Origin of the sequence: Pseudomonas sp. HMSC065H01 (assembly GCF_001815235.1) — a bacterium.
GTDB lineage: Bacteria > Pseudomonadota > Gammaproteobacteria > Pseudomonadales > Pseudomonadaceae > Pseudomonas > Pseudomonas aeruginosa.
The window spans coordinates 109,956-132,179 of sequence record NZ_KV819834.1; the positions used below are offsets into that span (position 1 = coordinate 109,956).

General features: G+C 62.8%; 21 protein-coding genes. All 21 read left to right on the forward strand.

The annotated features are described in order from the left end of the window. Nucleotides 1-32 precede the first annotated feature (32 nt). The 21 genes from flgL to HMPREF3014_RS02725 all read left to right on the forward strand — a co-directional run bounded on the left by flgL (nt 33) and on the right by HMPREF3014_RS02725 (nt 22,022). Complete coding sequence (flgL, locus tag HMPREF3014_RS02625; RefSeq protein WP_003086414.1) at nt 33-1,334, forward strand: flagellar hook-associated protein FlgL; 1,302 nt, start codon at nt 33-35, stop codon at nt 1,332-1,334. Between the two features lie 288 nt (nt 1,335-1,622). Beyond that, nucleotides 1,623-2,759 (forward strand): DegT/DnrJ/EryC1/StrS family aminotransferase, encoded by a 1,137-nt coding sequence (locus HMPREF3014_RS02630; protein WP_003123166.1) that lies wholly within the window; start codon nt 1,623-1,625, stop codon nt 2,757-2,759. A 54-nt stretch (nt 2,760-2,813) separates the two neighbouring features. Next, complete coding sequence (locus tag HMPREF3014_RS02635; protein WP_003086419.1) at nt 2,814-3,038, forward strand: acyl carrier protein; 225 nt, start codon at nt 2,814-2,816, stop codon at nt 3,036-3,038. A gap of 2 nt (nt 3,039-3,040) precedes the next feature. After that, entirely contained in the window at nt 3,041-4,081 is a 1,041-nt protein-coding gene (locus HMPREF3014_RS02640; protein ID WP_003086420.1) for a ketoacyl-ACP synthase III, read from the forward strand. A gap of 25 nt (nt 4,082-4,106) precedes the next feature. Then, nucleotides 4,107-4,874 carry an SDR family NAD(P)-dependent oxidoreductase gene (locus tag HMPREF3014_RS02645; protein WP_003120610.1) on the forward strand — a complete coding sequence of 256 codons (768 nt, stop codon included), beginning with the start codon at nt 4,107-4,109 and terminating at the stop codon, nt 4,872-4,874. A gap of 10 nt (nt 4,875-4,884) precedes the next feature. After that, entirely contained in the window at nt 4,885-5,517 is a 633-nt protein-coding gene (locus HMPREF3014_RS02650) for an acetyltransferase (protein WP_003158205.1), read from the forward strand. Between the two features lie 17 nt (nt 5,518-5,534). Beyond that, the gene (locus HMPREF3014_RS02655) at nt 5,535-6,665 is read left to right on the forward strand and encodes an aromatic ring-hydroxylating oxygenase subunit alpha (protein ID WP_003158206.1); all 1,131 of its coding nucleotides are present in this window, start codon (nt 5,535-5,537) and stop codon (nt 6,663-6,665) included. Then, nucleotides 6,662-7,282: an LbetaH domain-containing protein gene (locus HMPREF3014_RS02660; protein WP_003158207.1), complete on the forward strand. Its 621-nt coding sequence runs from the start codon at nt 6,662-6,664 to the stop codon at nt 7,280-7,282. The genes HMPREF3014_RS02655 and HMPREF3014_RS02660 overlap by 4 nt, the downstream gene beginning before the upstream one ends. Nucleotides 7,283-7,358: 76 nt before the next feature. Then, a complete protein-coding gene (locus tag HMPREF3014_RS02665) occupies nt 7,359-8,432 on the forward strand; it encodes an FkbM family methyltransferase (protein ID WP_014603180.1) in 1,074 nt (357 codons plus the stop codon). Between the two features lie 127 nt (nt 8,433-8,559). Continuing rightward, complete coding sequence (locus HMPREF3014_RS02670; RefSeq protein WP_003158210.1) at nt 8,560-9,834, forward strand: hypothetical protein; 1,275 nt, start codon at nt 8,560-8,562, stop codon at nt 9,832-9,834. Nucleotides 9,835-9,878: 44 nt separating this feature from the next. Beyond that, a complete protein-coding gene (locus HMPREF3014_RS02675; RefSeq protein ID WP_014603178.1) occupies nt 9,879-10,646 on the forward strand; it encodes a 3-deoxy-manno-octulosonate cytidylyltransferase in 768 nt (255 codons plus the stop codon). Next, nucleotides 10,636-11,136 (forward strand): hypothetical protein, encoded by a 501-nt coding sequence (locus HMPREF3014_RS02680; RefSeq protein WP_003158212.1) that lies wholly within the window; start codon nt 10,636-10,638, stop codon nt 11,134-11,136. Before HMPREF3014_RS02675 ends, HMPREF3014_RS02680 begins: the two co-directional genes overlap by 11 nt. Beyond that, nucleotides 11,133-12,236, forward strand: a complete 1,104-nt coding sequence (locus HMPREF3014_RS02685; protein WP_003158213.1) for a class I SAM-dependent methyltransferase — start codon at nt 11,133-11,135, stop codon at nt 12,234-12,236. Before HMPREF3014_RS02680 ends, HMPREF3014_RS02685 begins: the two co-directional genes overlap by 4 nt. A gap of 3 nt (nt 12,237-12,239) precedes the next feature. Continuing rightward, nucleotides 12,240-13,856 carry an aldolase catalytic domain-containing protein gene (locus HMPREF3014_RS02690; RefSeq protein ID WP_003158214.1) on the forward strand — a complete coding sequence of 539 codons (1,617 nt, stop codon included), beginning with the start codon at nt 12,240-12,242 and terminating at the stop codon, nt 13,854-13,856. 114 nt (nt 13,857-13,970) lie between these two features. Further along, a complete protein-coding gene (locus tag HMPREF3014_RS02695) occupies nt 13,971-17,477 on the forward strand; it encodes a glycosyltransferase (RefSeq protein WP_031633405.1) in 3,507 nt (1,168 codons plus the stop codon). A gap of 224 nt (nt 17,478-17,701) precedes the next feature. After that, complete coding sequence (locus HMPREF3014_RS02700) at nt 17,702-18,886, forward strand: flagellin (RefSeq protein ID WP_003158216.1); 1,185 nt, start codon at nt 17,702-17,704, stop codon at nt 18,884-18,886. Nucleotides 18,887-18,965: 79 nt separating this feature from the next. Continuing rightward, complete coding sequence (locus HMPREF3014_RS02705; protein WP_003086436.1) at nt 18,966-19,352, forward strand: flagellar protein FlaG; 387 nt, start codon at nt 18,966-18,968, stop codon at nt 19,350-19,352. Between the two features lie 77 nt (nt 19,353-19,429). Beyond that, the gene (fliD, locus tag HMPREF3014_RS02710) at nt 19,430-20,866 is read left to right on the forward strand and encodes a flagellar filament capping protein FliD (RefSeq protein ID WP_023087680.1); all 1,437 of its coding nucleotides are present in this window, start codon (nt 19,430-19,432) and stop codon (nt 20,864-20,866) included. After that, entirely contained in the window at nt 20,866-21,264 is a 399-nt protein-coding gene (gene fliS, locus HMPREF3014_RS02715; RefSeq protein ID WP_003086441.1) for a flagellar export chaperone FliS, read from the forward strand. Before fliD ends, fliS (HMPREF3014_RS02715) begins: the two co-directional genes overlap by 1 nt. A 58-nt stretch (nt 21,265-21,322) precedes the next feature. Beyond that, complete coding sequence (fliS, locus tag HMPREF3014_RS02720) at nt 21,323-21,703, forward strand: flagellar export chaperone FliS (RefSeq protein WP_003158217.1); 381 nt, start codon at nt 21,323-21,325, stop codon at nt 21,701-21,703. Between the two features lie 25 nt (nt 21,704-21,728). Beyond that, entirely contained in the window at nt 21,729-22,022 is a 294-nt protein-coding gene (locus HMPREF3014_RS02725) for a flagellar protein FliT (RefSeq protein ID WP_003086445.1), read from the forward strand. The last annotated feature ends 202 nt before the right edge of the window (nt 22,023-22,224 follow it).

Sequence of the window (22,224 nt, forward strand, 5' to 3'; positions counted from 1 at the left end):
TCGACGGGGCCTAAGCCAGCGAGACCGCCACCATGCGCATTTCCACCATCCAGGCCTTCAACAACTCGGTCAACGGGATTTCCCGCAACTACGCGGACCTGAACCGTACCTTCGAGCAGATCAGCACCGGCAAGCGCATCCTGACACCGGCGGACGACCCGGTCGGTTCGGTACGCCTGTTGCGCCTGGACCAGGAGCAGGGGTTGAACGAGCAGTACAAGACCGGCATGACCGAGGCGAAGAACAGCCTGAGCCAGGAAGAAACCATCCTCCGTTCGGTTGGCAACGTCCTCCAGCGCATCCGTGAGATCGCCGGCCAGGCCGGCGACGGCGCACTGGACTCCAACGACAAGAAGTCGCTGGCCAGCGAGTTGCGCCAGCGCGAGGACGAGTTGCTGAACCTGCTCAACAGCCGCGACGCGAGTGGCAAATACCTGTTTTCCGGGTCCCAGGGCTCGGTGCAGCCGTTCGTGCGCAACGAGGACGGCACCTACAGCTACATGGGCGACGAGAGCCAGCGCGAGGTGCAGATCGCCAGCAGCACGCGGATTCCGGTCAGCGACAGCGGCAAGGTACTGTTCGAGGACATCGTCAATGCCGCTCGTCTCGATACCAAGGCGGCGGCTGGCAATACCGGCGACGGTCGCATCTCGGTCGGCCTGGTCGAGGACGAGCTGGCCTTCGACAGCCAGTTCCCGGCGAGCAATCCGCCTGCGGCAACCGACGGCTTCAACATCCACTTCGTCAGCGACAAGGAGTATGTGGTCTACGATCCGAAGAGCCTGCCTCCGGGCTATGACTGGACCACCTACGATCCGAATTCGCCGCCGGCCTGGCAATTGTCCAAGGGCGCCATCGACGACGACCCGAAGACCATCGACAAGGTGCTCTACGCCGGCGTCAGCGTGACGATCGACGGCACGCCGAAGGCGGGCGACGAGTTCAACGTCAACTACAAGCCGGGCAGCGAGAAGCGCAGCCTGCTGAACGTGGTGTCGGACCTGCGCAAGGCCCTGGAAAGCTCCACCGACAACCAGGCCGGCAACGACGCCATCCGCGATGCGACGGCGGTGGCCCTGACCAACCTCTCCGCCGTGGCTGCCGCCGTGGATGGCGGCCAGGGCAAGATCGGCGCGCGCCTGAATACCGTGGAAAGCACCGAGACCTTCATCGACGATGTGAAGCTGGTGAATGCGTCGGTGATGTCGCAGATCCAGGACCTGGACTACGCCGAGGCGTTGTCGCGGCTGTCGTTGCAGTCCACCATCATGGATGCCGCGCAGCAGAGCTACGTGAAGATCCAGGGGTTGAGCCTGTTCAACTACCTGAAGTGACAGTCCCTCTGTGAAACAGGGCCCATGACTCCGTCATGGGCCTTTTCGTTCGCAGGGACTGGACCTGTGTCGCTGGAGGGTATGTTCCGCAAGGTCTACGGAAACACGGGAGAATTTGTCAGAAGTTTGACTGCCGATTCGCGCCGCAGCGCCTGTGGAACAGCCAGGGGCCGCGCGACCAGGGGCTTTGACCTGCATCAGGCTCTTTGGGTACGGGCCTTGCATAGAGTGGCGTGCTCGGGTTTTTCGCCCTTTACTCGCCTGAGTATCCATTCATCAGGGCCCTACATGAACAACAAGACGATCCCGGTCACCAGCCCGCTGCTGCCGCCCCTGGAAGAGTTCATCCCCTACCTGGAAAAGATCTGGGAGAGCCGCTTCCTGACCAACGGGGGCGACATGCACCATGCGTTGGAAGAGGCCCTGTGCGAATACCTGGGGGTGAAGCACATCGTGCTCTTCGCCAACGCCACCCTGGCGCTCATCACCGCGCTGCAGGCATTGCGGGTGACCGGCGAGGTGATCACCACGCCGTACTCCTTCGTCGCCACCAGCCACGCGCTGCTGTGGAACGGGCTCAAGCCGATCTTCGTGGACATCGATCAGGACTCCATGAATCTCGACCCGTCGCGGATCGAGGCGGCGATCACCCCGCAGACCACCGCGATCCTGCCGGTGCATTGCTACGGCAACCCCTGCGATGTCGAGGCGATCCAGCGGATCGCCGATATCCACCACCTGAAGGTCATCTACGATGCCGCGCATGCCTTCGCCGTGCGCGACGCCGGCGGCAGCGTGCTGCGCCACGGCGACCTGAGCATCCTCAGCTTCCATGCCACCAAGGTGTTCAACACCTTCGAGGGCGGTGCGATCATCTGCTCGGACGAAAACACCCGGCAACGCCTCAACCACCTTAAGAATTTCGGCTTCGTCGACGAGGTCACGGTGGTCATGCCCGGCATCAACGGCAAGCTCAACGAGGTCGGCGCTGCCTTCGGGCTGCTGCAACTCAAGCACGTCGACCAGGCCCTGGAGCAGCGCAGGGAGATCGCCGAGCGCTATCGGCGCCTGCTGGCCGGCGTCCCTGGCATCCAGTGCCTCCGGCCTGGTACCCAGACCTTCGCCAACAACGCCTATTTCCCGATCCTGGTGGAAGTCGATTTTCCGCTTTCGCGTGACGAGCTGTACCAGCGCCTGCGCGACAGGGATGTGCTGGTGCGGCGCTACTTCTACCCACTCATCAGCGACTTCCCCATGTACCATTCGCTGCCCTCGGCGGCGCCCGCCAATCTTCCGGTGGCGCGGTCGATTTCCTCGCGGGTGCTGTGCCTGCCGATCTATCCCGGGCTGGCCGCCGCAGACGTCGAGTTCGTCGCCGGCCTGATCGCTTCCGCCGCCATGCCGCGGCGGCGAGCATCAAGTTGAGCCCGTCGCGACCGATAACAGAATGAACAACCGCCTCACTCAGGTAGACAATAAATGAGCCAAGCAAAATTCATCGAAGACTTCCTTTCCGCCACCGATTTCCAGAATCCCGTCGAGGTCAGCATGGACACCCAGCTCGAAGACCTGCCGGAATGGGACTCGCTGGCCGCGCTCGGGGTCATCGTCATGTTCGACATGGAATACGGCAAGACCATCACCGGCGAAGACCTGATCAAGGCTCGCACGGTGGGCGACCTCTACCAGATGCTCGGACTCTGACCATGGCCACCTCCACGCTGAAGAACGTCCGTTTCGCCGGGATGGCGACCTGCGTCCCCAAGCGCGTTATCTCCAACCTGACCGACTGCAAGCCGCAGTTGCGCGCCGAGCGCGAACGCCTGGTGCGCAACATCGGCATCGAGACGCGGCGCATGGCGCAGGAGTGGCAGTGCTTCTCCGACCTGGCCTTCGACGCCGCCGAGCGCCTGCTGGAAAGCCTGGAGTGGAAGCGCGAGGAGGTCGATGCGCTGATCGTCGTGACCCAGTCTCCCGACTACCTGGCGCCGGCTACCGCGATCATCCTCCAGGACCGCCTGGGGCTGCCGCATTCCACCGTGGCCTTCGACGTCAACCTGGGTTGCTCGGCCTATCCGTTCGCCCTCAACCTGCTGGGTTCGCTGATTGCCGCCGGCGGGGTGAAGAAGGGCCTTGTGCTGGTCGGCGACCGCGGCGCCAGTGTCAACGATCCGATCTTCTCCGACGCGGGCACCGCGACGGCGCTGGAGTTCTGCGAAGGCGCGCCGCCGATGCACTTCGACCTGAACAGCGACGGCAGCGGCTACAAGGCCATCATCCTGCCGGTGGGCGGCCATCGCGAACCGGTCGGCGTGCAGCACCTGATGCCGTTCCGCGAGGACGAGAACGACCATTGGCACCGTGCCATCGACCTGCAGCTCGACGGCACCGCCGTACTCAGCTTCTCCACCCAGCGCGTACCGCCGGCGGTGGAAAAGCTGCTCGACTATGCCGGTGCGAGCAAGGACGAAGTGGACTACTTCGTTTTCCACCAGGCCAACCGGATGATCAACGAGACCATCCGCAAGAAGCTCGGCCTGCCGGTAGAGAAGGTGCCTTCGACCCTGCGCGACTTCGGCAACACCAGCGGCGCCTCGCTGCCGGTGACCATGACCGCGCGGATCAACCGGGAACTCGAGGCCGGCCGCAATCGCGTGTTGCTCTGCGGCTTCGGTATCGGCCTGTCCTGGGGTACCTGCCTGGTGGATATCGAAGGGGCGAAGTTCCCCGATCTGATCGAATCCTGAGTGCCTTGAACGCGGAATCAGCCAAGTGAACGACGAGACTTCCTTCAATCCCTTCAGCCTGTCGGGCAGGCGCATCCTGGTCACCGGCGCCAGTTCCGGCCTGGGCCTGGCCATCGCGCAGAGCTGCGCGCGGATGGGCGCCGAATTGATCGTCAGCGGTCGCGACCCACAGCGCCTGGGCGCCAGCCTGGAAGCGTTGCAGGCGATTTCCGATTTGTCGCACCAGGCGATCCAGGTCGATCTCACGGTCGCCGAGCAGCGTGCCGCCTTGGTCGCGGCGCTCGATGGCGAAATCCATGGGGTAGTGCATAGCGCGGGGATCTCCCGTCTATGTCCGGTCCGTATGATGAGCGAAGCGCACCTGCGCGAGGTTCAGTCGATCAATGTCGACTCGCCGATGCTGCTTACCCAGGCGCTGCTGAAGCGCAACCTGATCGCGGCCGGCGGCTCGATCCTGTTCATCGCTTCCATCGCCGCCCACATCGGGGTTGCCGGAGTGGGCGCATACTCGGGAACCAAGGCCGCTCTGATCGCCATGTCCCGCTGCCTGGCCATGGAAGTGGTGAAACGGCGGATCCGGGTCAATTGCCTGTCGCCGGCGCTGGTGGAAACACCGCTGCTGGAAGCTACGGCCCAGGTCGTGGGTTCCATGGACACCGAGCGCAACAATTATCCGCTGGGCTTCGGCAAGCCCGAGGATATCGCCAACGCCGCTATCTTCATGCTTTCCGATGCCAGCCGCTGGGTGACCGGCACGACCCTGGTGATGGACGGCGGCCTGACCATCAGTTGAGGACGATGCAATGAAGAGGATCATCATCCTCGGCGCCGGTGGGTTGGGGCGTCAGGTGTTGGCCCAGCTGCAGGTCGACTACGGTCACGGCATCGACTGGGTGATCGGCGGGTTTCTCGACGAGCGCGGCCCCGAAGCGGTCGCGGAGTCGCTCTACTATCCGTGGCTCGGGTATCCGGAGAGCTTCGTCGCCGAGCCTGACCAACTGTTCGTCGCCGCGGTCGGCGATCCGCTCAGTCGCCAGAAGCAGGTCGCATGCCTGCTGGCGAAGGGCGCCGAGTTCGTCGCTATCCGCACCCGCTGCACCCTTGGCGTGCGGACCAGCTACGGCCCGACCTTCTTCGGCTACGACGTGAGCAGCGGCGTGGACTGCCGTATCGGCGCCTACGGTTTCATCGACCAGCAAACCATGCTCGGCCACGACGTGGTCATCGGCGACTATGTACACATCGGCCCGCGCTGCCTGCTGGCTGGCTACGTGAAGGTGGGCGATCGCGCGGTGATCAACTCCGGGGCGATGATCGCCCGCGACGTCAGTATCGGCGAAGACGCCGTGGTGGGCATGGGCGCGGTGGTGTTCAAGGACGTGGCGGCCGGACAGACCGTGGTCGGCAATCCGGCCCGGGTTATTTTCAGCAAGTGAAGGTTGTGGATGTGGACATGACTCGCCATGCGCTGGACGCAGCGCACTACACCGAGCCGCAGACGCTCGCGCTGGAGCGCGAAAGGCTGTTCGGCAGGCTCTGGATCTTCGTCGGCTTCAGTTCGATGGTGCGCGAGCGCAACCAGTTCTTCACCCGCAAGATCGCCGGCGTGCCGGTCGTGGTGCAGCGTACCGAGTCCGGCATTCGGGCCTTTCTCAACCAGTGTCCGCATCGTCTGTCGGCGATCCAGACCGAATGCACCGGCCAGCGACCGCTGGTCTGCCCGTACCATGCCTGGTCGTTCGGTGCCGAGGGGCAGCTACAGGGCATTCCGAACTCCAGCCTGTACCAGTTCAGCGCCGAGGAGCGGGCGCGGATCGGCTTGCGCAAGCTGCACCTGGAAGAGGTGGGGCAACTGCTGTTCGTCAACCTGGCGGACGACCCGTTGCCGCTGCGCGAGCAGTTCGATGATGGATTCCTGGAAACCTTGCGGGAGGTCTCCTCGCACCTGGATACGCGGCTGATCTACAGCTGCCACAAGGTGCGCTACAACTGGAAGCTGAACATGGAGAACGTGAAAGACTACAACCACGTTCCTTTCGTCCATCCGAAGACCTTCCTCCCGGTGATGACCGCTCCGGTGCGCGGTTTGGCACGCGAGGCTGCGGTGCCGTCCGAGGTGCTGCGCCTGCTGCAGGAAGGCGAAACGCCGGAGCTGCGTTCGCTGAGCTTCCCCACCAAGGCGCCGATCCAGCCCTACAAGAGCTGGTTCTCCGACCTCTGCGAGGGCTACGGCGACGAGCACGCCTACTACAACTGGTTCATCTACCCGAACGTGAACTTCTGCAGCGTCCGTGGCGAGCACTTCCTGCTCCAGCAGTACGATCCGGTGGCACCCGGCGAGACCGACTACCACCTGTGGATGATGACTGCCCGGCGCAAGGATCCGAAGACCGATTTCAGCGCTTTGCTGAGCACCCTGATTCGCGGCGAGCGTAACGTGATCGGCGAGGACACCCTGGTCCTGGAACGCCTCCAGGAGGGACTGGGTGCACATTCGCCGCCGTTCATGCACGGCGACTACGAGGTGCAGTTGGTGCGCCAGCACCTGTGGTATCGCGCGCAGGTACTGGGGGAGAGGGCATGAAGCAAGCGATCATCGTCGGGGAAGGGCGCGCGCTCGAACGGGCGGACAGTACCGCGCGGGAACGGGGACTGGAACACCGGGTCCTGGAGCTGAATGCTGCGGATCGACACAACTTCGATATTGCGCCTCTGCTCGAACGCTACCCCGCTGCGGAAAGCGAAGTATTCGTGGCGCTGGACGAGCGGGCGGTGAACTACGCCCGCCACAAGCTCATCGCGGACATCCGCCTGGCGGGCTACCGGCTATTCGATATCGTCTCGCCTCAGGCCATCGTCGGCGAAGGCGTGCGACTGCTGGGCAACGTGTTCGTCGGCGCCGGTTGCGTGCTCGCCGGTCGTGCCCGCATCGGCACTGGCAGTTGGCTGGAGCTGCAGGTCCTGGTGGAGGAGGACTGCCGGGTCGGAACCTGTAGCACGCTGCTCGCTGGCGTGCAGTTGGGACGGCGAGTGGAGATCGGCCAGGGCAGCACGCTGGGTGCGGGCAGCGTCGCGCTCGCCGACACCCGGGTGGGGCGACACTGCGAATGGTTGTTGCCGGGCAGGCTTCCCCGGGAGCTGCCCAATTACTCCTTTTACGATGAACTCATGCCCGATGGGGCGCGCATCCTGAACAATTGAGGGGTGGTCGATGGTGGATGGTGGCAGCATTGCACAAGCGGATTTTCTAGCGCGTTGCGAACAGAGTGGATATCTCATGTTGCTGGTGCCTAGCTCCTATCTCGGGCGTATCTATCGACCCCATATCGCGTCCGGCCTGGCCAGGCGCCTGCCTGATGTGCGCCTGGTCGCCGTCGATGATGTGCTCTTCAGGGAAGGCACTACTGTCGATGGCTTCGACGAAGTGATCCCCACTGCTCACCTGAGCGATCCCCGTCATGCCGGGAGGCCGGCGGTGAACTGCGCCTATTCGCTGTCTGCATGGCTGACGCTGGACCGTCTCTCAAGCGCCGCGAAATGCGCCACCCTCGACTTACCTGAACTCCTCTATCTGCTGGATATTCCGCTGGTCTACCAGACCGGTGCGCTGACTCGCGAGCTGGCCGTGAAATATCATGCCGAGTTCGTCTCGCTGCGCGAGCGTCTGGCCGACGAGCCAAGCCGCAAGACCCTGGATGCCATCATGCGCTTGCGCCTGGATGGAAACCGTTCCGCTCTGCTGGATGTCGTGTGTCCGGGAGAGCAGGAATACTTTTCCCTATACCGCGGCGCCGGACATCCGATCGACCTGCGAACCGACGAGCACTACGTGGATATCGGCGCCTTCGACGGTGATACGGTGAAGAAATTCATGCTGGCAGCCCGTCATCGATACGCCTCGATCCACGCCTTCGAGCCCGACCCAGCGAACTACCAGCGCATGCACGCGGCCCTAAACGGACATGCCAGGCTGAAGCTGCACAACCTGGCCGTGTCCGACGATGAGGGCTATCTTGCGTTCGCTGCGCACGGCACCATGGGCAGTCGGGTCCAGGCGGATGGTGCGGTTCAAGTGCGTTGTGTGCGCCTGGACGACGTCCTGGACCGTATGAGCCTGCTCAAAATGGATGTGGAGGGCCACGAAGCGCGGGTCCTCCGCGGCGCAGCGCGCCTGATCGGCGAATGCCGGCCGCGCATGGCCATTACCTGTTATCACCACGTGGCGGACCTGCTGGAGATTGTCGCTGCGATCGATGAGATCGCCCCGGGGGCTCGGTTGCGGCTACGGCACTATTCGATGTTTTTCTACGACACCATTCTGTATGTCGACTGGCCGGAGTATTCCGCATGAAAGGCCGTCTCCCTATCGACACCTATGGCTTCCGTTCCATGGCCCGGAGGGTAAGACATGACCTTCCAGCGGATGAATGTCGTCGTGGACGTCGAATGCTCGTCTCGTAATCTGAAGAGTCTTGAACATGTCTATCGTTACCGGAACCTTGCTGCGTGCACGCCTCAAGTACCCTGACCTGGACCTCTCCAAGGTTCGCCTAGTCGGATGGGGGGCGGGGCAGTTTTTCCAGGATTTCTACCCGTGTGTGAGCGAGTACCTGAACCTGCAATACACTATCTGTCCCTATCCCGAAAATCAGGGGAAGCGCATCCACGGCGTGGAAGTTCGGGCGCCGTCTGCACTCGAACAGGAATCGCTGGAGCACACCGTGATCGTGGTCATGGCCAACCACTTCCCCGAAGTGATGAACCAGATCAGTCAGTTTCATGGCAGGTTCCGCACGGTACGCGCTATCGATTTCGATCCGGGCAACGTGGCGCTGCTCGATGAAATGCAGGACGTCGCCGAGCTGCTCCCAAGTCTGACGATGAGGCGCGATCTGCCTTCCAGTCGGATGGGTATTTTCGTCCAGGGCCTGGCGTTCGACTTCACGCCGCTGGTGCTGGCCTGGAACCGCTCGCATTTCCCGTCCGCCTACCAGTGCATGGTGACCTGGGACCATCAGTCCAGCGAATTGCTCGAGCGCTGCCGCCCCTGGCTGGATGAGTTGATATTGGTTCCACAGCCGGAGAATCTCGGCTTGATGAACCGCAATGTGATCCTGCGTTCGGCACGCTTGGGTGTACAGCGCCTGGCGGACAAGGGGATCGAGTTCGCTGTTCGTTGCCGCAGCGACAACATTCTTCATGGTTCGCTTCACCAGGCGCTCAACGGACTCTTCTCGCATGGCCGCAATGCCGGGAAGATCGCGGTTTCGCTGGGTGCTTCCTGGCAGTACATGCCGTTCCACTTCTCGGAGAAAGCGATGATTGCAAGAACCGAGGATATGCTGGCGCTCTGGTCCCTGCCCGAGGATCCGCGTCCGGCAGACTGGGCCGCCGACGAGCTGTCCGATCGGCTGGAACTGTCGCCGGAGCGGCATTACCAGGAGCTGTCTCAGTACACCTTCGAATCTGCGCTCTGGCGAGATTATGCCCGGCGTCTGGGCTTTCCTGTGGAGTCCCTGGCCGACTCTTACCGTTTTGCACAGGCGCGCCTCCTGGCCCTTGAGCCGTATATGAGCTGGTACTCGTTGAAGTTCACCGCGCTGTTCAACCTGGAGCGTGACACGTTCTATTCGTTTTCCGCTGAAAGCTGGAACCGCCTGTTTTCCGATAGCGATGGAGCTCTGCTGCGGGCGGAGGCCGCCAGCCGACTTGCCATGAACTCGCGGGATTTCTGGCGGGGTAGGGTCGGTTAAATGTCGCGGAAAACGCAGTTTCCGCCCATCGGATGAGGGACTCCATGAAGTACGCCGTTGTCATTCCCGCACGCCATGCGTCGACACGCTTGCCAGGCAAGCCCTTGCTCGACTTATGCGGCGTGCCGATGATCGTCAGGACCTACAGGCAATGCATCCAGGCGGTGGACGCCGAGCATGTGCTGGTTGCCACCGACGACGAACGCATCCGCGCAGTCTGCGAAGGCGAGGGGATTCGCACGTTCATGACCTCGAGCCGTTGCCTGACCGGAACCGACCGGGTCGCCGAAGTGGCCGGACGGGTCTCAGCGGAAATCTTCATCAATGTTCAGGGCGATGAGCCGCTGTTCAATCCTGACGATCTGCGCAAGCTGATCGATGCAGCCCAGGCGAGCCCGGAAGCGATTATCAATGGCTACTGTGGCATCGCTGACGAAACGACGTTTCGCAACCCATCGGTCCCTAAGGTGGTCTTTCGTCCGGATGGACGCTTGCTCTACATGTCGCGGGCAGCCATTCCGACGACCAAACAAGGCGAGTTTAGTCGGGCCTGGCGTCAGGTGTGTGCCTACGCCTTTCCGCGTGAGGCGCTGCGAGCGTTCGCAGCCAGGCCGACGAAAACTTCACTGGAGGAGGTCGAGGACATCGAGATTCTGCGCTTTCTCGAATTGGGTTGGGAAGTCAAGATGATCGAAATGAGCGACCAGTCCATCTCAGTGGATAACCTCGAGGATGTGGAGCGGGTGTTGGACGCAATCCTCCAGCGCAAGCCGCGAACCGCTAGCGTTGGAGGTGACCAGCATGCCCCGTGACGACTCGGCGGCCTACTCGTCTCGCTGCGGTACTTTCGAGTGGTGCGATGCCGACTATGCTCGGACCTATTTGCCTCGGCGCTTCTGTGAGCAATTGGCGTCCTCGATTGCTCCGACCATACTTGGCATCGACGCACAGCCTGGCGAGTCGTTGTGGTTTTCCAAGCTTGTTGACCTGGGGTGCAGACTGGATTCTCTCGAGTCAGGTCTCGATAGCGTTGAGGATTGCGAGTGTCTGCGTAACGCCCACATCGACATGCACGGCTACGAGTGCCAGGAGATGGAGGCTGTCTCCCCTGGGCAAGTCGATTACATAGCCATCGAAGCGTCTCTCTTCGGTTTCTGCGGCAGGAGTGATATCTCCGCGAAGGCCTTCCAGCAGATGGATGATATCGGCTTCGCGTTGTGGGATATCGCCAATCTATCGAAAAGTCCCAAGAGGCTGCCTACCGATTGGGACGAGTTGGTCTATAGGCGGAGCGACTCATGAGCGAATCTCCTTACGTCCACTCGGCTGCAGAGGGGGTAGTTGAAAGCAGCATGGGGCTCTATTCCGTGCCCGCCTATGTCAGCTTCCTGCAGCAGAACCGGACCCGGGAACAGGCGTTGGCGATCTATGAGCAGCGTATCGCCGATGCGTTGGCGATTTACACGGAGTTTTCTCATGCATTCGTGGAAAGGTGTTGTCCTTGTTGCGGAGCGCAGGAGCGCGCCGACCTCGAACCTTTCCAGGGTATCTATTGTGTCGCCAAATGCATGCGCTGCACCACCGCGTATGTAACGCCTTGCCCGCCGCCGGCGGTACTTGGTCATTATTACAGCCAGTGCCGCTGCAACGGCATGCTCGGCGACCTGTTGAAGGCGCGTCAGCGCTCAGGCGACCGGATAATTTCCGATCGGGTGCGCTTTCTCCTCACTCTGATCGATGAGTATCTGCTGGGCCGGGCGCGGATACGCATCCTTGAGGTCGGCTGCAATTCGGGCGGCTTGTTATCCGAGTTGAAGGCTGCCCTTCACGCCAGCGATCTCCTGCACCGATGCGAGTTGACCGGCATTGATATCGACGCTTCGGCCATCGCTAGGAACGAAGACCGCGACCTCACGCTCCATGCTGCCAGTGCCGAGGAGTTTGCTGCCGGTAGTGGCGGGGTCTTCGACCTGATCATCCATTTCGAGCTGATCGAGCATCTGTTCGATCCTCACGGTTTTATGGTCGCCACGAAGAAGCTCATGAGCGATGGAGGGCTCCATCATTTCCATACACCTAACGCGCTCGGTATGGACAACCAGGCACTGGGTTACAACAGCTTTCGTGCGCTGGCCCATGGTATTTTTCCGCCGATGCATTTGCAGGCTTTCACTCCGCAAAATATCGGGCATTTCGCCATGCGTTCGGGCTACAGCATCGTTCAGATGGACACTCCTGGAAATTTCGATGTCGACATGGTTGCCAACTGGTTGCCGAAGGACGCCATGGACTCTCCTTTTATACACATCCACCAGTTGCCCAGGGAGCACCTGGCTATATTCCAACAATGGCTGAAAGTGCTAGGTGCGAGCAGCCACATGCGTTGCACGCTCAGGAGCTGATGGATGGTCCAGCCATTGTCGGCGATCACCAGCAAGGTGCTCGACTGTACCCTCCGTGATGGTGGCTACTACACCGCCTGGGACTTCCCCACCACGATCATCGAGCGTTATCTCGATGCGATGCGTGCGGCGCGGGTCGACGTCGTGGAGCTGGGTTTCCGGTTTCTGCGCAACGAAGGGTTCAAGGGAGCCTGTGCCTACACCACCGACCACTTCATCCGCAGCCTTGCCATTCCCGAAGGGTTGGCCCTGGCGGTGATGCTCAACGGCGCCGACCTTTTGGGCGAGATGGGCCTGGAGGCAGCGTTGCAACAACTGGTTCCAGAGAGCGCGGAAACCAGCGCGCTGAAGATGGTGCGCATCGCCTGCCACTTCCACGAGTTCGAGCGTGTATTGCCCGCGTGCGACTGGCTGAAGCGCCGAGGCTATGCCGTTGGCTTCAACCTGATGCAAATGGCCGGCCATACCCGTGAGGAGGTGAGTCGCCTTGCGTCATCGGCCAGTGACTGGCCCGTCGACGTGCTGTACTTCGCCGATAGCACGGGCAGCATGAAGCCCGCGGATGTCTGCGAGACCGTGGCCTGGCTGCGGGAAGGCTGGTCGGGGGCGCTGGGTTTTCATGCGCACGACAACATGGGCCTGGCGTTACAGAACACCCTGACCGCGCGGACCGAGGGCGTCGAATGGTTGGATGCCACCATCACCGGAATGGGACGCGGCCCCGGCAATGTGCGCATCGAGGAACTGTTGATCGAGCTTGCCGAGCCGCGGGCCAACCTGGTCCCCTTGCTGGCCCTGATCGGAGAATACTTCGCCCCTTTGAAGGTGCGGCATGGCTGGGGGACCAACGCGTTCTACTACCTTTCCGGGAAGCATGCCATCCACCCGACCTATGTCCAGGAAATGCTGGGCGACCCGCGCTATGGCGAAGAGGACGTGCTTGCCGCTATCGACTATCTACGTCGGCAAGGTGGACAGAGCTTCCGTCGCGACATGCTCGTCAGTGCCCGTCATCTCTATGATGAAACGCCGAAAGGGATTTGGTCCCCATGCGACTGGCTGGAAGGCAGGGAAGTATTGCTGCTGGGGGCTGGCGCAGGCGTGGTCAGGCACCGCCAGGCCCTCGAGTCCTATATCCGGCGTACCCGGCCAGTGGTAGTCGCGTTGAATACCCAGTCGGATCTCGACGCCAGCCTGATTGATCTCCGCGTAGCCTGCCATCCAGTACGCCTGCTTGCGGATTGCGAAACCCATGCGCGCCTGCCGCAGCCTCTCATAACCCCTGTCTCGAGCCTGCCTACCGAATTACTGATGTCGTTGCACGATAAGCAACTTCTGGATTTCGGGTTGGGAGTGAGGTCCGGCAGGTTCGAAGTGTTCCCTCAGGGCTGCGTCGCTCCGAACTCACTGGTCATCGGTTATGCCTTGGCGGTGGCCGCCAGCGGCAGAGCGCGACGAATTCTCCTGGCCGGTTTCGATGGCTATCCGCCGGGAGACTCGCGCAACCAGGATATGCAGGAACTGTTCAATCTGTTCTGTGCGCGGCAAAGCGTGCCCGGCATGGTTTCCGTCACGGAGACGGCTTATGACATTCCTTGCACGAGTATTTACGGCATGTAGCGACACACGCACCCGGACAGCAGCCCGCGGCTATGGATGATTCCCAAAGGCAAGGCCCGACAGAGACTAGCCTGGCGAATCGATGCTCTTCAATTTCGACAACGGTCAATGAATATGGGTGAACAGGCTCTCGTCAGCATCGTCATGCCGACCTACAAGCTGGAGTACTTCGAGGACGCCCTCGACAGCGTGCTCGGGCAGACCTATCTGGCCCTGGAGCTGATCATCTGCGACGACAGCAGCGACGAGCGGATCGCCACGCTGGTCGAGCAGAAGCGCGCCTCCGCGGCATTCCCGATCCGCTACTTCCGCAACGAGACGCGCCTCGGCGAGCTGGGCAGCACGGCGAAAGGCATCCGCCTGGCGGAGGGCGAGTACGTCAAGTTTCTCCACGACGACGACGTGTTGCTTCCCGAATGCGTCGAGGCGTTGGTGGGAGCGATGGAGCGCGAGCCGAACGTGGTCCTGGCCTCGTCGCGGCGGTTGCGTATCGACGAGGAAGGGCAGCCGCTGCCGGACATCCTGGCGACCTGCTTCCCGTTCGCCGGCGACGTCCTGATCGACGGTCGCGAGCTGGTCTCGTTCCTCGCCGACCACACCATCAACTTCATCGGCGAACCCAGTTGTCTGATGGCCCGGCGCGATGCGCTGCTGCAGATCTGCGAACGCCTGATGATGCTCAACGGCCGGGCCATCGACTGGATCGGCGACCTGGCCATGTGTGCGCAGTTGCTACAGCGTGGCGACCTGGCGTTCCTGTCGCGGCCGCTGACCCGTTTCCGCGTCTCCCGCCAGCAGTTCAGCCAGGTCGGGCGCGACCAGCCCGGTATCGGCGAGCAGGGCCATGCCGACTTCCGCCTGGCTATCCGCGAACTGGGTTGGTATCGCCAGGCCGGCGACAACCGCTTCGTCCGGGTGGCACCGATCACCCGCCTGGACGCCCGTGTCTTCAAGCCGGTCAACCTGCTCGCCGCGCTGAGGCGGGCGGCGGGCTTCGGTAGCGTCACGCTGTCGACCTGGCTGGAGGCGCGGCGGCCGGATGCGGTGCAGAAGGTGCTGATCGATCGATTCCTGCAGGAGCAGGGTGGTGGGCCGCGCTTCGCGGTGCTGGTGCTCGATGCCCACGGCGATACCGAGGCCGTGGAGCGTACCCTGCAGAGCCTGGAGCACGTCAATTCGTATCCACGTGTCGAGAGCCACCTGTTCGCGCCGCTGGGCACGAGTCCGCGGAACGGAGCGATGCTCTTCGATCCTGCCGCGGGGCCGATACCGACGATCAACCAGGCGCTTGCCCGGCTTGATACCGACTGGTTGCTCCTGGTCGAAGCGGGCGTCGAATTCACTGTCAGCGGCCTGCTGGTGGCGGCGCTGGACCTGCTGGCGGCACCGGAGAGCTGCCAGGCGGTGTACGCCGACGAACTCATGCGCCTGGATGACGGCGAGCTGGGCGCGGCGTTGCGCCCGGACCTGAATCTCGACCTTCTGCTCAGTTTCCCCGCCGGCCTGTCCCGGCACTGGTTGTTCCGCCGCGAGCCGCTGCTTGCCACGGGCGGATTCGACGAGACCGCCGGCGAGGCTTTCGAGCTGGCCTACCAGTTGCGTCTCGTCGAGCAGCGGGGCCTGGGCTGTATCGGACACATCAGCGAGCCACTGCTGTCTGGCCCAGCGCTGCGCCTGCAGGACAGCACCGCCGAGCGTGCGGCGATCGAAGGCCACCTGCGTGCCCGTGGCTACGCGCAGGCGACAGTCGGAAGCCGGCTGCCGGGGCGCTACGAGCTGGACTACGGCCACGCCGGGCAACCGCCGGTCAGCATCCTGGTGCTGGCCGGGGAGCGCCTGGCGCAGCTCCAGCGTTGCGTAGAAACCGTGCTGGAGAATACCGCCTATCCCAACTACGAGATCCTTCTGCTGGAACAGGGTGGCGAAGCGGCCGACGTTCGCGAATGGCTGCTCGCCGTCGAAGGCATGGGTGTCGAGCAGGTGCGGGTGCTGCGAGGCGATGGGCAGTTATCCCGTGGGGCTCTGCGCAACCTGGCGGCGTCCCGGGCGCGTGGCGAATTCCTGCTCTGGCTCGATGCCGGCAGCGGCATCCTCGACAAGGACTGGCTGCAGCAGTTGCTCAACCATGGCCAGCGTCCGGAAGTCGGCGCGGTAGGCGCCAAGCTCCTGGCGGCGGACGGACGGGTCTGCCACGCCGGCTGGCTGCTCGGCTTATGCGGACCGGCCGGGCGGGCCTTCGAAGGGCGTTCGCACGAGGACGCCGGTTACCTGCAGCGCCTGCAGGTGGACCAGAACTACTCGGCGGTGGCTGGCGAATGCCTGTTGATGCGCCGCGAGTTGTTTCTCGAATTGGGCGGTTTCGACGAGGCGCTGACGCGCTGGGACGATGTCGACATCTGCCTGCGGGCGGTCCAGGCGGGCTACCTGAACGTATGGACGCCGCGTGCGCGGCTGTTGCTCGATGCGCCTGCCACGACGGCGGCGAGCGTCGAGGAAGAAGATGCGCTGTACGCGCGCTGGCTACCGTTGTTGGCACGCGATCCCGCCTATAACCCGGGCTTTTCGTTGCAGGCCGAAGGCGGTTTCAAGCTGGCCGACCCGCAGCTGGCCTGGCGCCCGTTGCAGGGGTGGCGGCCCTTGCCCACTGTCCTGGCGCACCCCGCCGACCTGTTCGGCTGCGGCCATTACCGGGTGATCCAGCCGTTCAGCGCGTTGCGCGAGTCGGCATCCATCGATGGCGCGCTGTCGATCGGCCTGATGCACGTGGCCGATCTGGAGCGCTACGACCCGGATGTACTGGTGCTGCAGCGCCAGGTCGGCGAGGAGCGTCTCGAGGCCATGCGGCGGATGCAGGCGTTCTCGCGGGCCTTCAAGGTCTACGAGCTGGACGACTATCTGCCCAACGTGCCCCTCAAGAGCGCCCATCGCCAGCACCTGCCGAAGGACATTTTGCGCACGCTGCGTCGCGGGCTGGGTTACGTCGACCGCTTCGTGGTGTCGACGCCGGCCCTGGCAGAGGCCTTCGCCGGTCTCCACCCGGATATCCGGGTGATCGAGAACCGCCTGCCGGTGGGGTGGTGGCAGGGGCTGCGGGCGCAGCGGCGGCGCGGCGAGCGGCCACGTGTCGGTTGGGCGGGCGGCTCGAGCCATACCGGCGATCTGGAACTGATCGCCGATGTGGTCCGGGAACTGGCCGACGAAGTCGACTGGGTGTTCTTCGGCATGTGCCCGCCGTCCATCCGTCCCTTCGTCAGGGAAGTGCATGCGGGGGTGCCTATCGAACGCTATCCGCGGGCATTGGCGGCTCTCGATCTCGACCTGGCGCTGGCGCCGGTGGAGCAGAACCTGTTCAACGAGTGCAAGAGCAATCTGCGCCTGCTGGAATACGGCGCCTGCGGTTTCCCGGTGGTCTGCAGCGACGTGCGCTGCTACCAGGACGATCTGCCGGTGACGCGGGTGAAGAACCGTTTCCGCGACTGGGTGGAGGCGATCCGCATGCATACCCGCGACCTGGATGCCGCGGCCAGGGCAGGGGATAACCTGCGCGAACGGGTGCTGGCGGATTGGATGCTCGACGGCGAGCATTTGCGCGCCTGGTATCGTGCCTGGATGCCGGACTGAGCGGCCGGCGGGGCTTTCCGTCGCTGTCCGCAGCGCTCGGGAGGCCTTGCGCGAACCCCTCCGACGGGGCCGATGCATGAAAAACGAGGATGGTCAAAAAAAAACCTAAAGCTCCCCAGGGAAGCGCCGATAAAGATCACGAATGCGAACTTTAGGGGTGCCTGGGCGATGCCCACCCGAGGTCGCAAGCTCAGGCAAACATATCGTCCTTGGAGGGCATCAAGATGGCCTTGACCGTCAACACCAACATCGCTTCGCTGAACACTCAGCGGAACCTGAACAACTCTTCCGCGTCGCTGAACACTTCGCTGCAGCGTCTGTCCACCGGTTCGCGCATCAACAGCGCCAAGGACGACGCCGCCGGCCTGCAGATCGCCAACCGTCTGACCAGCCAGGTCAACGGCCTGAACGTGGCTACCAAGAACGCCAACGACGGTATCTCCCTGGCGCAGACCGCTGAAGGCGCCCTGCAGCAGTCGACCAACATCCTGCAGCGTATGCGTGACCTGTCCCTGCAGTCGGCCAACGGCTCCAACAGCGACTCCGAGCGTACCGCTCTGAACGGCGAAGTGAAGCAACTGCAGAAAGAACTGGATCGTATCAGCAACACCACCACCTTCGGTGGCCGCAAGCTGCTCGACGGTTCCTTCGGCGTCGCCAGCTTCCAGGTGGGTTCGGCCGCCAACGAAATCATCAGCGTCGGCATCGACGAGATGAGCGCAGAGTCGCTGAACGGCACCTACTTCAAGGCTGACGGCGGCGGCGCGGTCACTGCTGCAACCGCTTCGGGCACCGTCGACATCGCGATCGGCATCACCGGCGGCAGCGCCGTGAACGTCAAGGTCGACATGAAGGGCAACGAAACCGCCGAGCAGGCGGCTGCCAAGATCGCCGCAGCGGTCAACGACGCCAACGTCGGCATCGGTGCCTTCAGCGACGGCGATACCATCAGCTATGTTTCCAAAGCTGGCAAGGATGGCTCCGGTGCGATCACTAGCGCGGTTTCCGGCGTTGTCATCGCTGACACCGGCAGCACCGGCGTAGGCACCGCGGCTGGCGTAGCCCCTTCCGCTACCGCTTTCGCCAAGACCAACGACACCGTCGCCAAGATCGACATCTCCACCGCGAAGGGCGCTCAGTCCGCCGTGCTGGTGATCGACGAGGCGATCAAGCAGATCGACGCCCAGCGTGCCGACCTCGGTGCGGTGCAGAACCGCTTCGACAACACCATCAACAACCTGAAGAACATCGGTGAGAACGTATCGGCTGCTCGCGGCCGGATCGAAGACACCGACTTCGCAGCCGAAACCGCCAACCTGACCAAGAACCAAGTGCTGCAACAAGCCGGCACCGCGATCCTGGCCCAGGCCAACCAGCTGCCGCAGTCGGTTCTGAGCCTGCTGCGCTAAGCTTCGGCGAGGTCAAGGTGAAGTCACGAGGGGGAGCGCTGGCGCGCTTCCCCTCGTATCTCATTGAGAGGTAGCGACGATGGACGTCAGCAATGTCAACAATTCGACGGCTGCTCCGGTAATCCGGCTGTTCGGCTCGGCGTCTTCTTCCGATGGCGCACGCCCGGCCGGCCAGGCCGGCGAGGCGGCCGCCAGCGCAAGCGCGCAACGGACGGGCGACGTCAGGATGGGCGACAAGGAGCAACGCGCTGCGGTCGAGGAGGCGGTTTCCTCCATCGAGAAGTTCACCCAGAGCATCCGCCGTGATCTGAGTTTCAGCCTGGACGACTCCACGGGGCGGGTAGTGGTCAAGGTGACCGATTCGACTTCCGGAGAAGTCATCCGGCAAATCCCTTCCGAAGAGGCCCTGCGCCTGGCAGAGCGACTGGACGAAGCGCGCAGCCTGCTGTTCAAGGCGGAAGCCTGAGCGGAATTGGCACGTCTTTTGAGTGTCTGTTGGAATTGGAAGGACAAAGCGTCAATGAGCTGACGAGGTGAAGCAAGATGGCGAACAGTACGACGATCAACGGCTACAACTCGGGCCTTGATATCAAGAACATCGTTTCCACCCTGGTGGCGGCCGAGAAGGCGCCGAAGGAGGCGCAGCTCAAGCGTCTGGAAAGCGACACCACCGCCAAGTTCACCGGCATCGGCCAGCTCAAGAGCGCGATCTCCGACCTGCAGACCATCCTCAAGGAACTGAACAAGCCCGAGCTGTTCCAGAAGCGCTCGGCGAGTACCAGCGACGAGAAGTTCGCCACCGCCACCGCGACCAAGGACGCCCTGCCGGGTATCTACAAGCTCGAAGTGACCCAGCTGGCCAGCGTCAGCAAGGTGGCCACCGCGTCGTTTGCCGATGGCTACAAGACCACTTCCGGCGGAACCCTGACCATCAAGCAGGGTGCCGACGATGCCGGTGTCACGGTAAACGTCGCGGCGGGCGCGACCCTCGCCGAAGTGCGCGACTCGCTCAACGCGCAGCTGAAGGACAAGGGCATCACCGCCAACATCGTCAACAACCCTGGAGACGGAACCTCGCGACTGGTCTTCACCGGCAAGGATTCCGGCGCCGGCAAGGACGTGTTCGTCCAGGGCAGTTCCGGCCTGGAGAACTTCAACATCGGCAGCGTCGGCGCCGATGGCAAGCTGACCCTGTCCCAGTTGGACGGTACCTCCTCCAGCAGCAGCGGCTATATCACCCAGGCGAAGAATGCCAAGTTCAGCATCGACGGCCTGACCCTGGAAAGTCCGACCAATACGGTCGACAAGGTCATCAACGGCGTCACCTTCGAGCTGAAGACGGTCACCGACACCAACAAGCCGATCACCATCTCGGTCGAGCAGGACCGTGGCGGCGTCAAGGACAACATCAAGAAGTTCGTCGAGGCCTACAACAAGCTGGTCGGCGTGACTTCGGAACTGACCGGCGTGACCAAGGTGGGCGACGACAAGGCTCCCGTGGTCGGTGCCTTGGTCGGTGACAGCAGCGTGCGCAACCTGCTCACCACCATGCGCAACGAGATGGTCCAGCCGGGGCAAGGTACCGATGTTCGCATGCTCGCCGACATGGGTATCACCACCAAGAAAGACGGCACCCTGGAAATCGACGACAAGAAACTCGACAAGGTTCTGAAGGACAAGTTCGAGTCGGTTTCCGCTCTGTTCACCGGCGATACCGGCCTGATGAAGCGTCTCGACGACAAGCTCACGCCTTACACCCAGACCGGCGGTGTGCTCCAGCAGCGCCTGGATGGATTGCAGGACACCATCAAGTCGGTGGATACCCAGCGCGAAGCGCTCAATCGCCGGGTCGAGCAGTTGCAGGATCGTTTGCTCAAGCAGTTCACCGCCATGGACCAGTTGATCGGCCAGCTCAACCAGACCAGCGGACGCATGACCCAGGCTCTTAGCAGCCTGCCTGGCCTTGTGAAGAAAAGCTGATGTCGCGTCCTATCGATACCTACCGGCAGGTAGGCAGCGCACAGGACGTCCCGCCCTACCAGGTGGTCAAGCTGCTGCTGGACGGCGCGCTCGAACGCATCGCCCTGGCCCGGCGCGCGGTGCTGGAGCGCAACCCGGCGCTGCGCGGCGAAGCGGTAGGCACCACGTTGTCGATCATCGGCGCCTTGCAGGCTGGCCTCGATCACCAGCAGGGCGGCGAGATAGCCGGCAATCTGGATGCGTTGTACGACTACATGACCCGCCGCCTGGCTGGTGTCGCGCTGGACGACACACCGCGTCCGCTGGACGAGGTCGAGGCGCTGCTGGGCCAGATCAAGCAGGCCTGGGATGCCATTGGCAGCGCCGAAGCGCAGGGCGAAGACAGCGAACGGCGCTAAAGAATCGCGGTAGCCGACCGATATAGAGCGTATCAGTCACCGAACAAGGCAACCGTCGATGAACGCAATGGCAGCCATGCGGCAATACCAGAATGTCAGTACCCAGGCTCAGGCTATCGATGCCAGCCCGCATCGCCTGATCCAGATGCTGATGGAAGGCGGCCTGACCCGGATGGCGCAGGCCCGCGGAGCCCTGGAGCGCGGCGAAGTGGCGCTGAAGGGCGAGCTGATCGGCAAGGCCATCGCCATCGTCGGTGGCCTGCGCGAAGGGCTCGACTTCGAGGCGGGCGGCGAGCTGGCAGCCAACCTCGACCGCCTTTACGCCTACATGTCGATGCGCCTGACGGAAGCCAACTTGAAGAACGACGCGGGCAAGCTCGAGGAAGTTTCCGAGCTGTTGCGCAACATCAAATCCGGTTGGGATGCGATTGCCCCCTGAGAGGCATCCCCAGAGGGACCAAGCAATGAGTGCAGCTGTACAGATCCTTGAAGAAACCGGTAGCGCCCTGCGCGTTGCCCTGGCCAGCCAGAACTGGGAGGCCATCGGTGAACTCGACCAGCGTTGCCGCCAGGCCGTCGACGAGGCGATGCTCGATGTACAGGACGAAGCCACCTTGCGGGCGCGGATGGAAGAGCTGCTGGCGCTGTATCGCGAGCTGATCGATGTCTGCCAGGGCGAGCAGCGCAAGCTGGCCACCGATCTGATCCAGCTGAACCAGTCGAAGCAAGGCGCCAAGGTCTACCAGATGTTCGGATAAGTTTTTCATGGCTTTGTGCCGTTACTTTGGCGCAAGGCTTTTCGGAAAAATTTACATATCCCCCAAAACCCCTGCCAGTACTGCTTTCCATGCGGTCTGTAGGGGTTTTTTATTGCCTCTCCCTGTCGGAAACAGCAAAAAAAACACGCCATAAAATTGACTAATCGTTCACATTTGACTTAACTAGTGGCCAAATGCTGGC

Bases quoted from the DNA above. Each gene is read 5' to 3' on its own strand.
- flgL (WP_003086414.1), top strand. From the start codon at position 33: ATGCGCATTTCCACCATCCAGGCCTTCAACAACTCGGTCAACGGGATT.
- HMPREF3014_RS02630 (WP_003123166.1), top strand. From the start codon at position 1,623: ATGAACAACAAGACGATCCCGGTCACCAGCCCGCTGCTGCCGCCCCTG.
- HMPREF3014_RS02635 (WP_003086419.1), top strand. From the start codon at position 2,814: ATGAGCCAAGCAAAATTCATCGAAGACTTCCTTTCCGCCACCGATTTC.
- HMPREF3014_RS02640 (WP_003086420.1), top strand. From the start codon at position 3,041: ATGGCCACCTCCACGCTGAAGAACGTCCGTTTCGCCGGGATGGCGACC.
- HMPREF3014_RS02650 (WP_003158205.1), top strand. From the start codon at position 4,885: ATGAAGAGGATCATCATCCTCGGCGCCGGTGGGTTGGGGCGTCAGGTG.
- HMPREF3014_RS02655 (WP_003158206.1), top strand. From the start codon at position 5,535: ATGACTCGCCATGCGCTGGACGCAGCGCACTACACCGAGCCGCAGACG.
- HMPREF3014_RS02660 (WP_003158207.1), top strand. From the start codon at position 6,662: ATGAAGCAAGCGATCATCGTCGGGGAAGGGCGCGCGCTCGAACGGGCG.
- HMPREF3014_RS02665 (WP_014603180.1), top strand. From the start codon at position 7,359: ATGTTGCTGGTGCCTAGCTCCTATCTCGGGCGTATCTATCGACCCCAT.
- HMPREF3014_RS02670 (WP_003158210.1), top strand. From the start codon at position 8,560: ATGTCTATCGTTACCGGAACCTTGCTGCGTGCACGCCTCAAGTACCCT.
- HMPREF3014_RS02675 (WP_014603178.1), top strand. From the start codon at position 9,879: ATGAAGTACGCCGTTGTCATTCCCGCACGCCATGCGTCGACACGCTTG.
- HMPREF3014_RS02680 (WP_003158212.1), top strand. From the start codon at position 10,636: ATGCCCCGTGACGACTCGGCGGCCTACTCGTCTCGCTGCGGTACTTTC.
- HMPREF3014_RS02685 (WP_003158213.1), top strand. From the start codon at position 11,133: ATGAGCGAATCTCCTTACGTCCACTCGGCTGCAGAGGGGGTAGTTGAA.
- HMPREF3014_RS02690 (WP_003158214.1), top strand. From the start codon at position 12,240: ATGGTCCAGCCATTGTCGGCGATCACCAGCAAGGTGCTCGACTGTACC.
- HMPREF3014_RS02695 (WP_031633405.1), top strand. From the start codon at position 13,971: ATGGGTGAACAGGCTCTCGTCAGCATCGTCATGCCGACCTACAAGCTG.
- HMPREF3014_RS02700 (WP_003158216.1), top strand. From the start codon at position 17,702: ATGGCCTTGACCGTCAACACCAACATCGCTTCGCTGAACACTCAGCGG.
- HMPREF3014_RS02705 (WP_003086436.1), top strand. From the start codon at position 18,966: ATGGACGTCAGCAATGTCAACAATTCGACGGCTGCTCCGGTAATCCGG.
- fliD (WP_023087680.1), top strand. From the start codon at position 19,430: ATGGCGAACAGTACGACGATCAACGGCTACAACTCGGGCCTTGATATC.
- fliS (WP_003086441.1), top strand. From the start codon at position 20,866: ATGTCGCGTCCTATCGATACCTACCGGCAGGTAGGCAGCGCACAGGAC.
- fliS (WP_003158217.1), top strand. From the start codon at position 21,323: ATGAACGCAATGGCAGCCATGCGGCAATACCAGAATGTCAGTACCCAG.
- HMPREF3014_RS02725 (WP_003086445.1), top strand. From the start codon at position 21,729: ATGAGTGCAGCTGTACAGATCCTTGAAGAAACCGGTAGCGCCCTGCGC.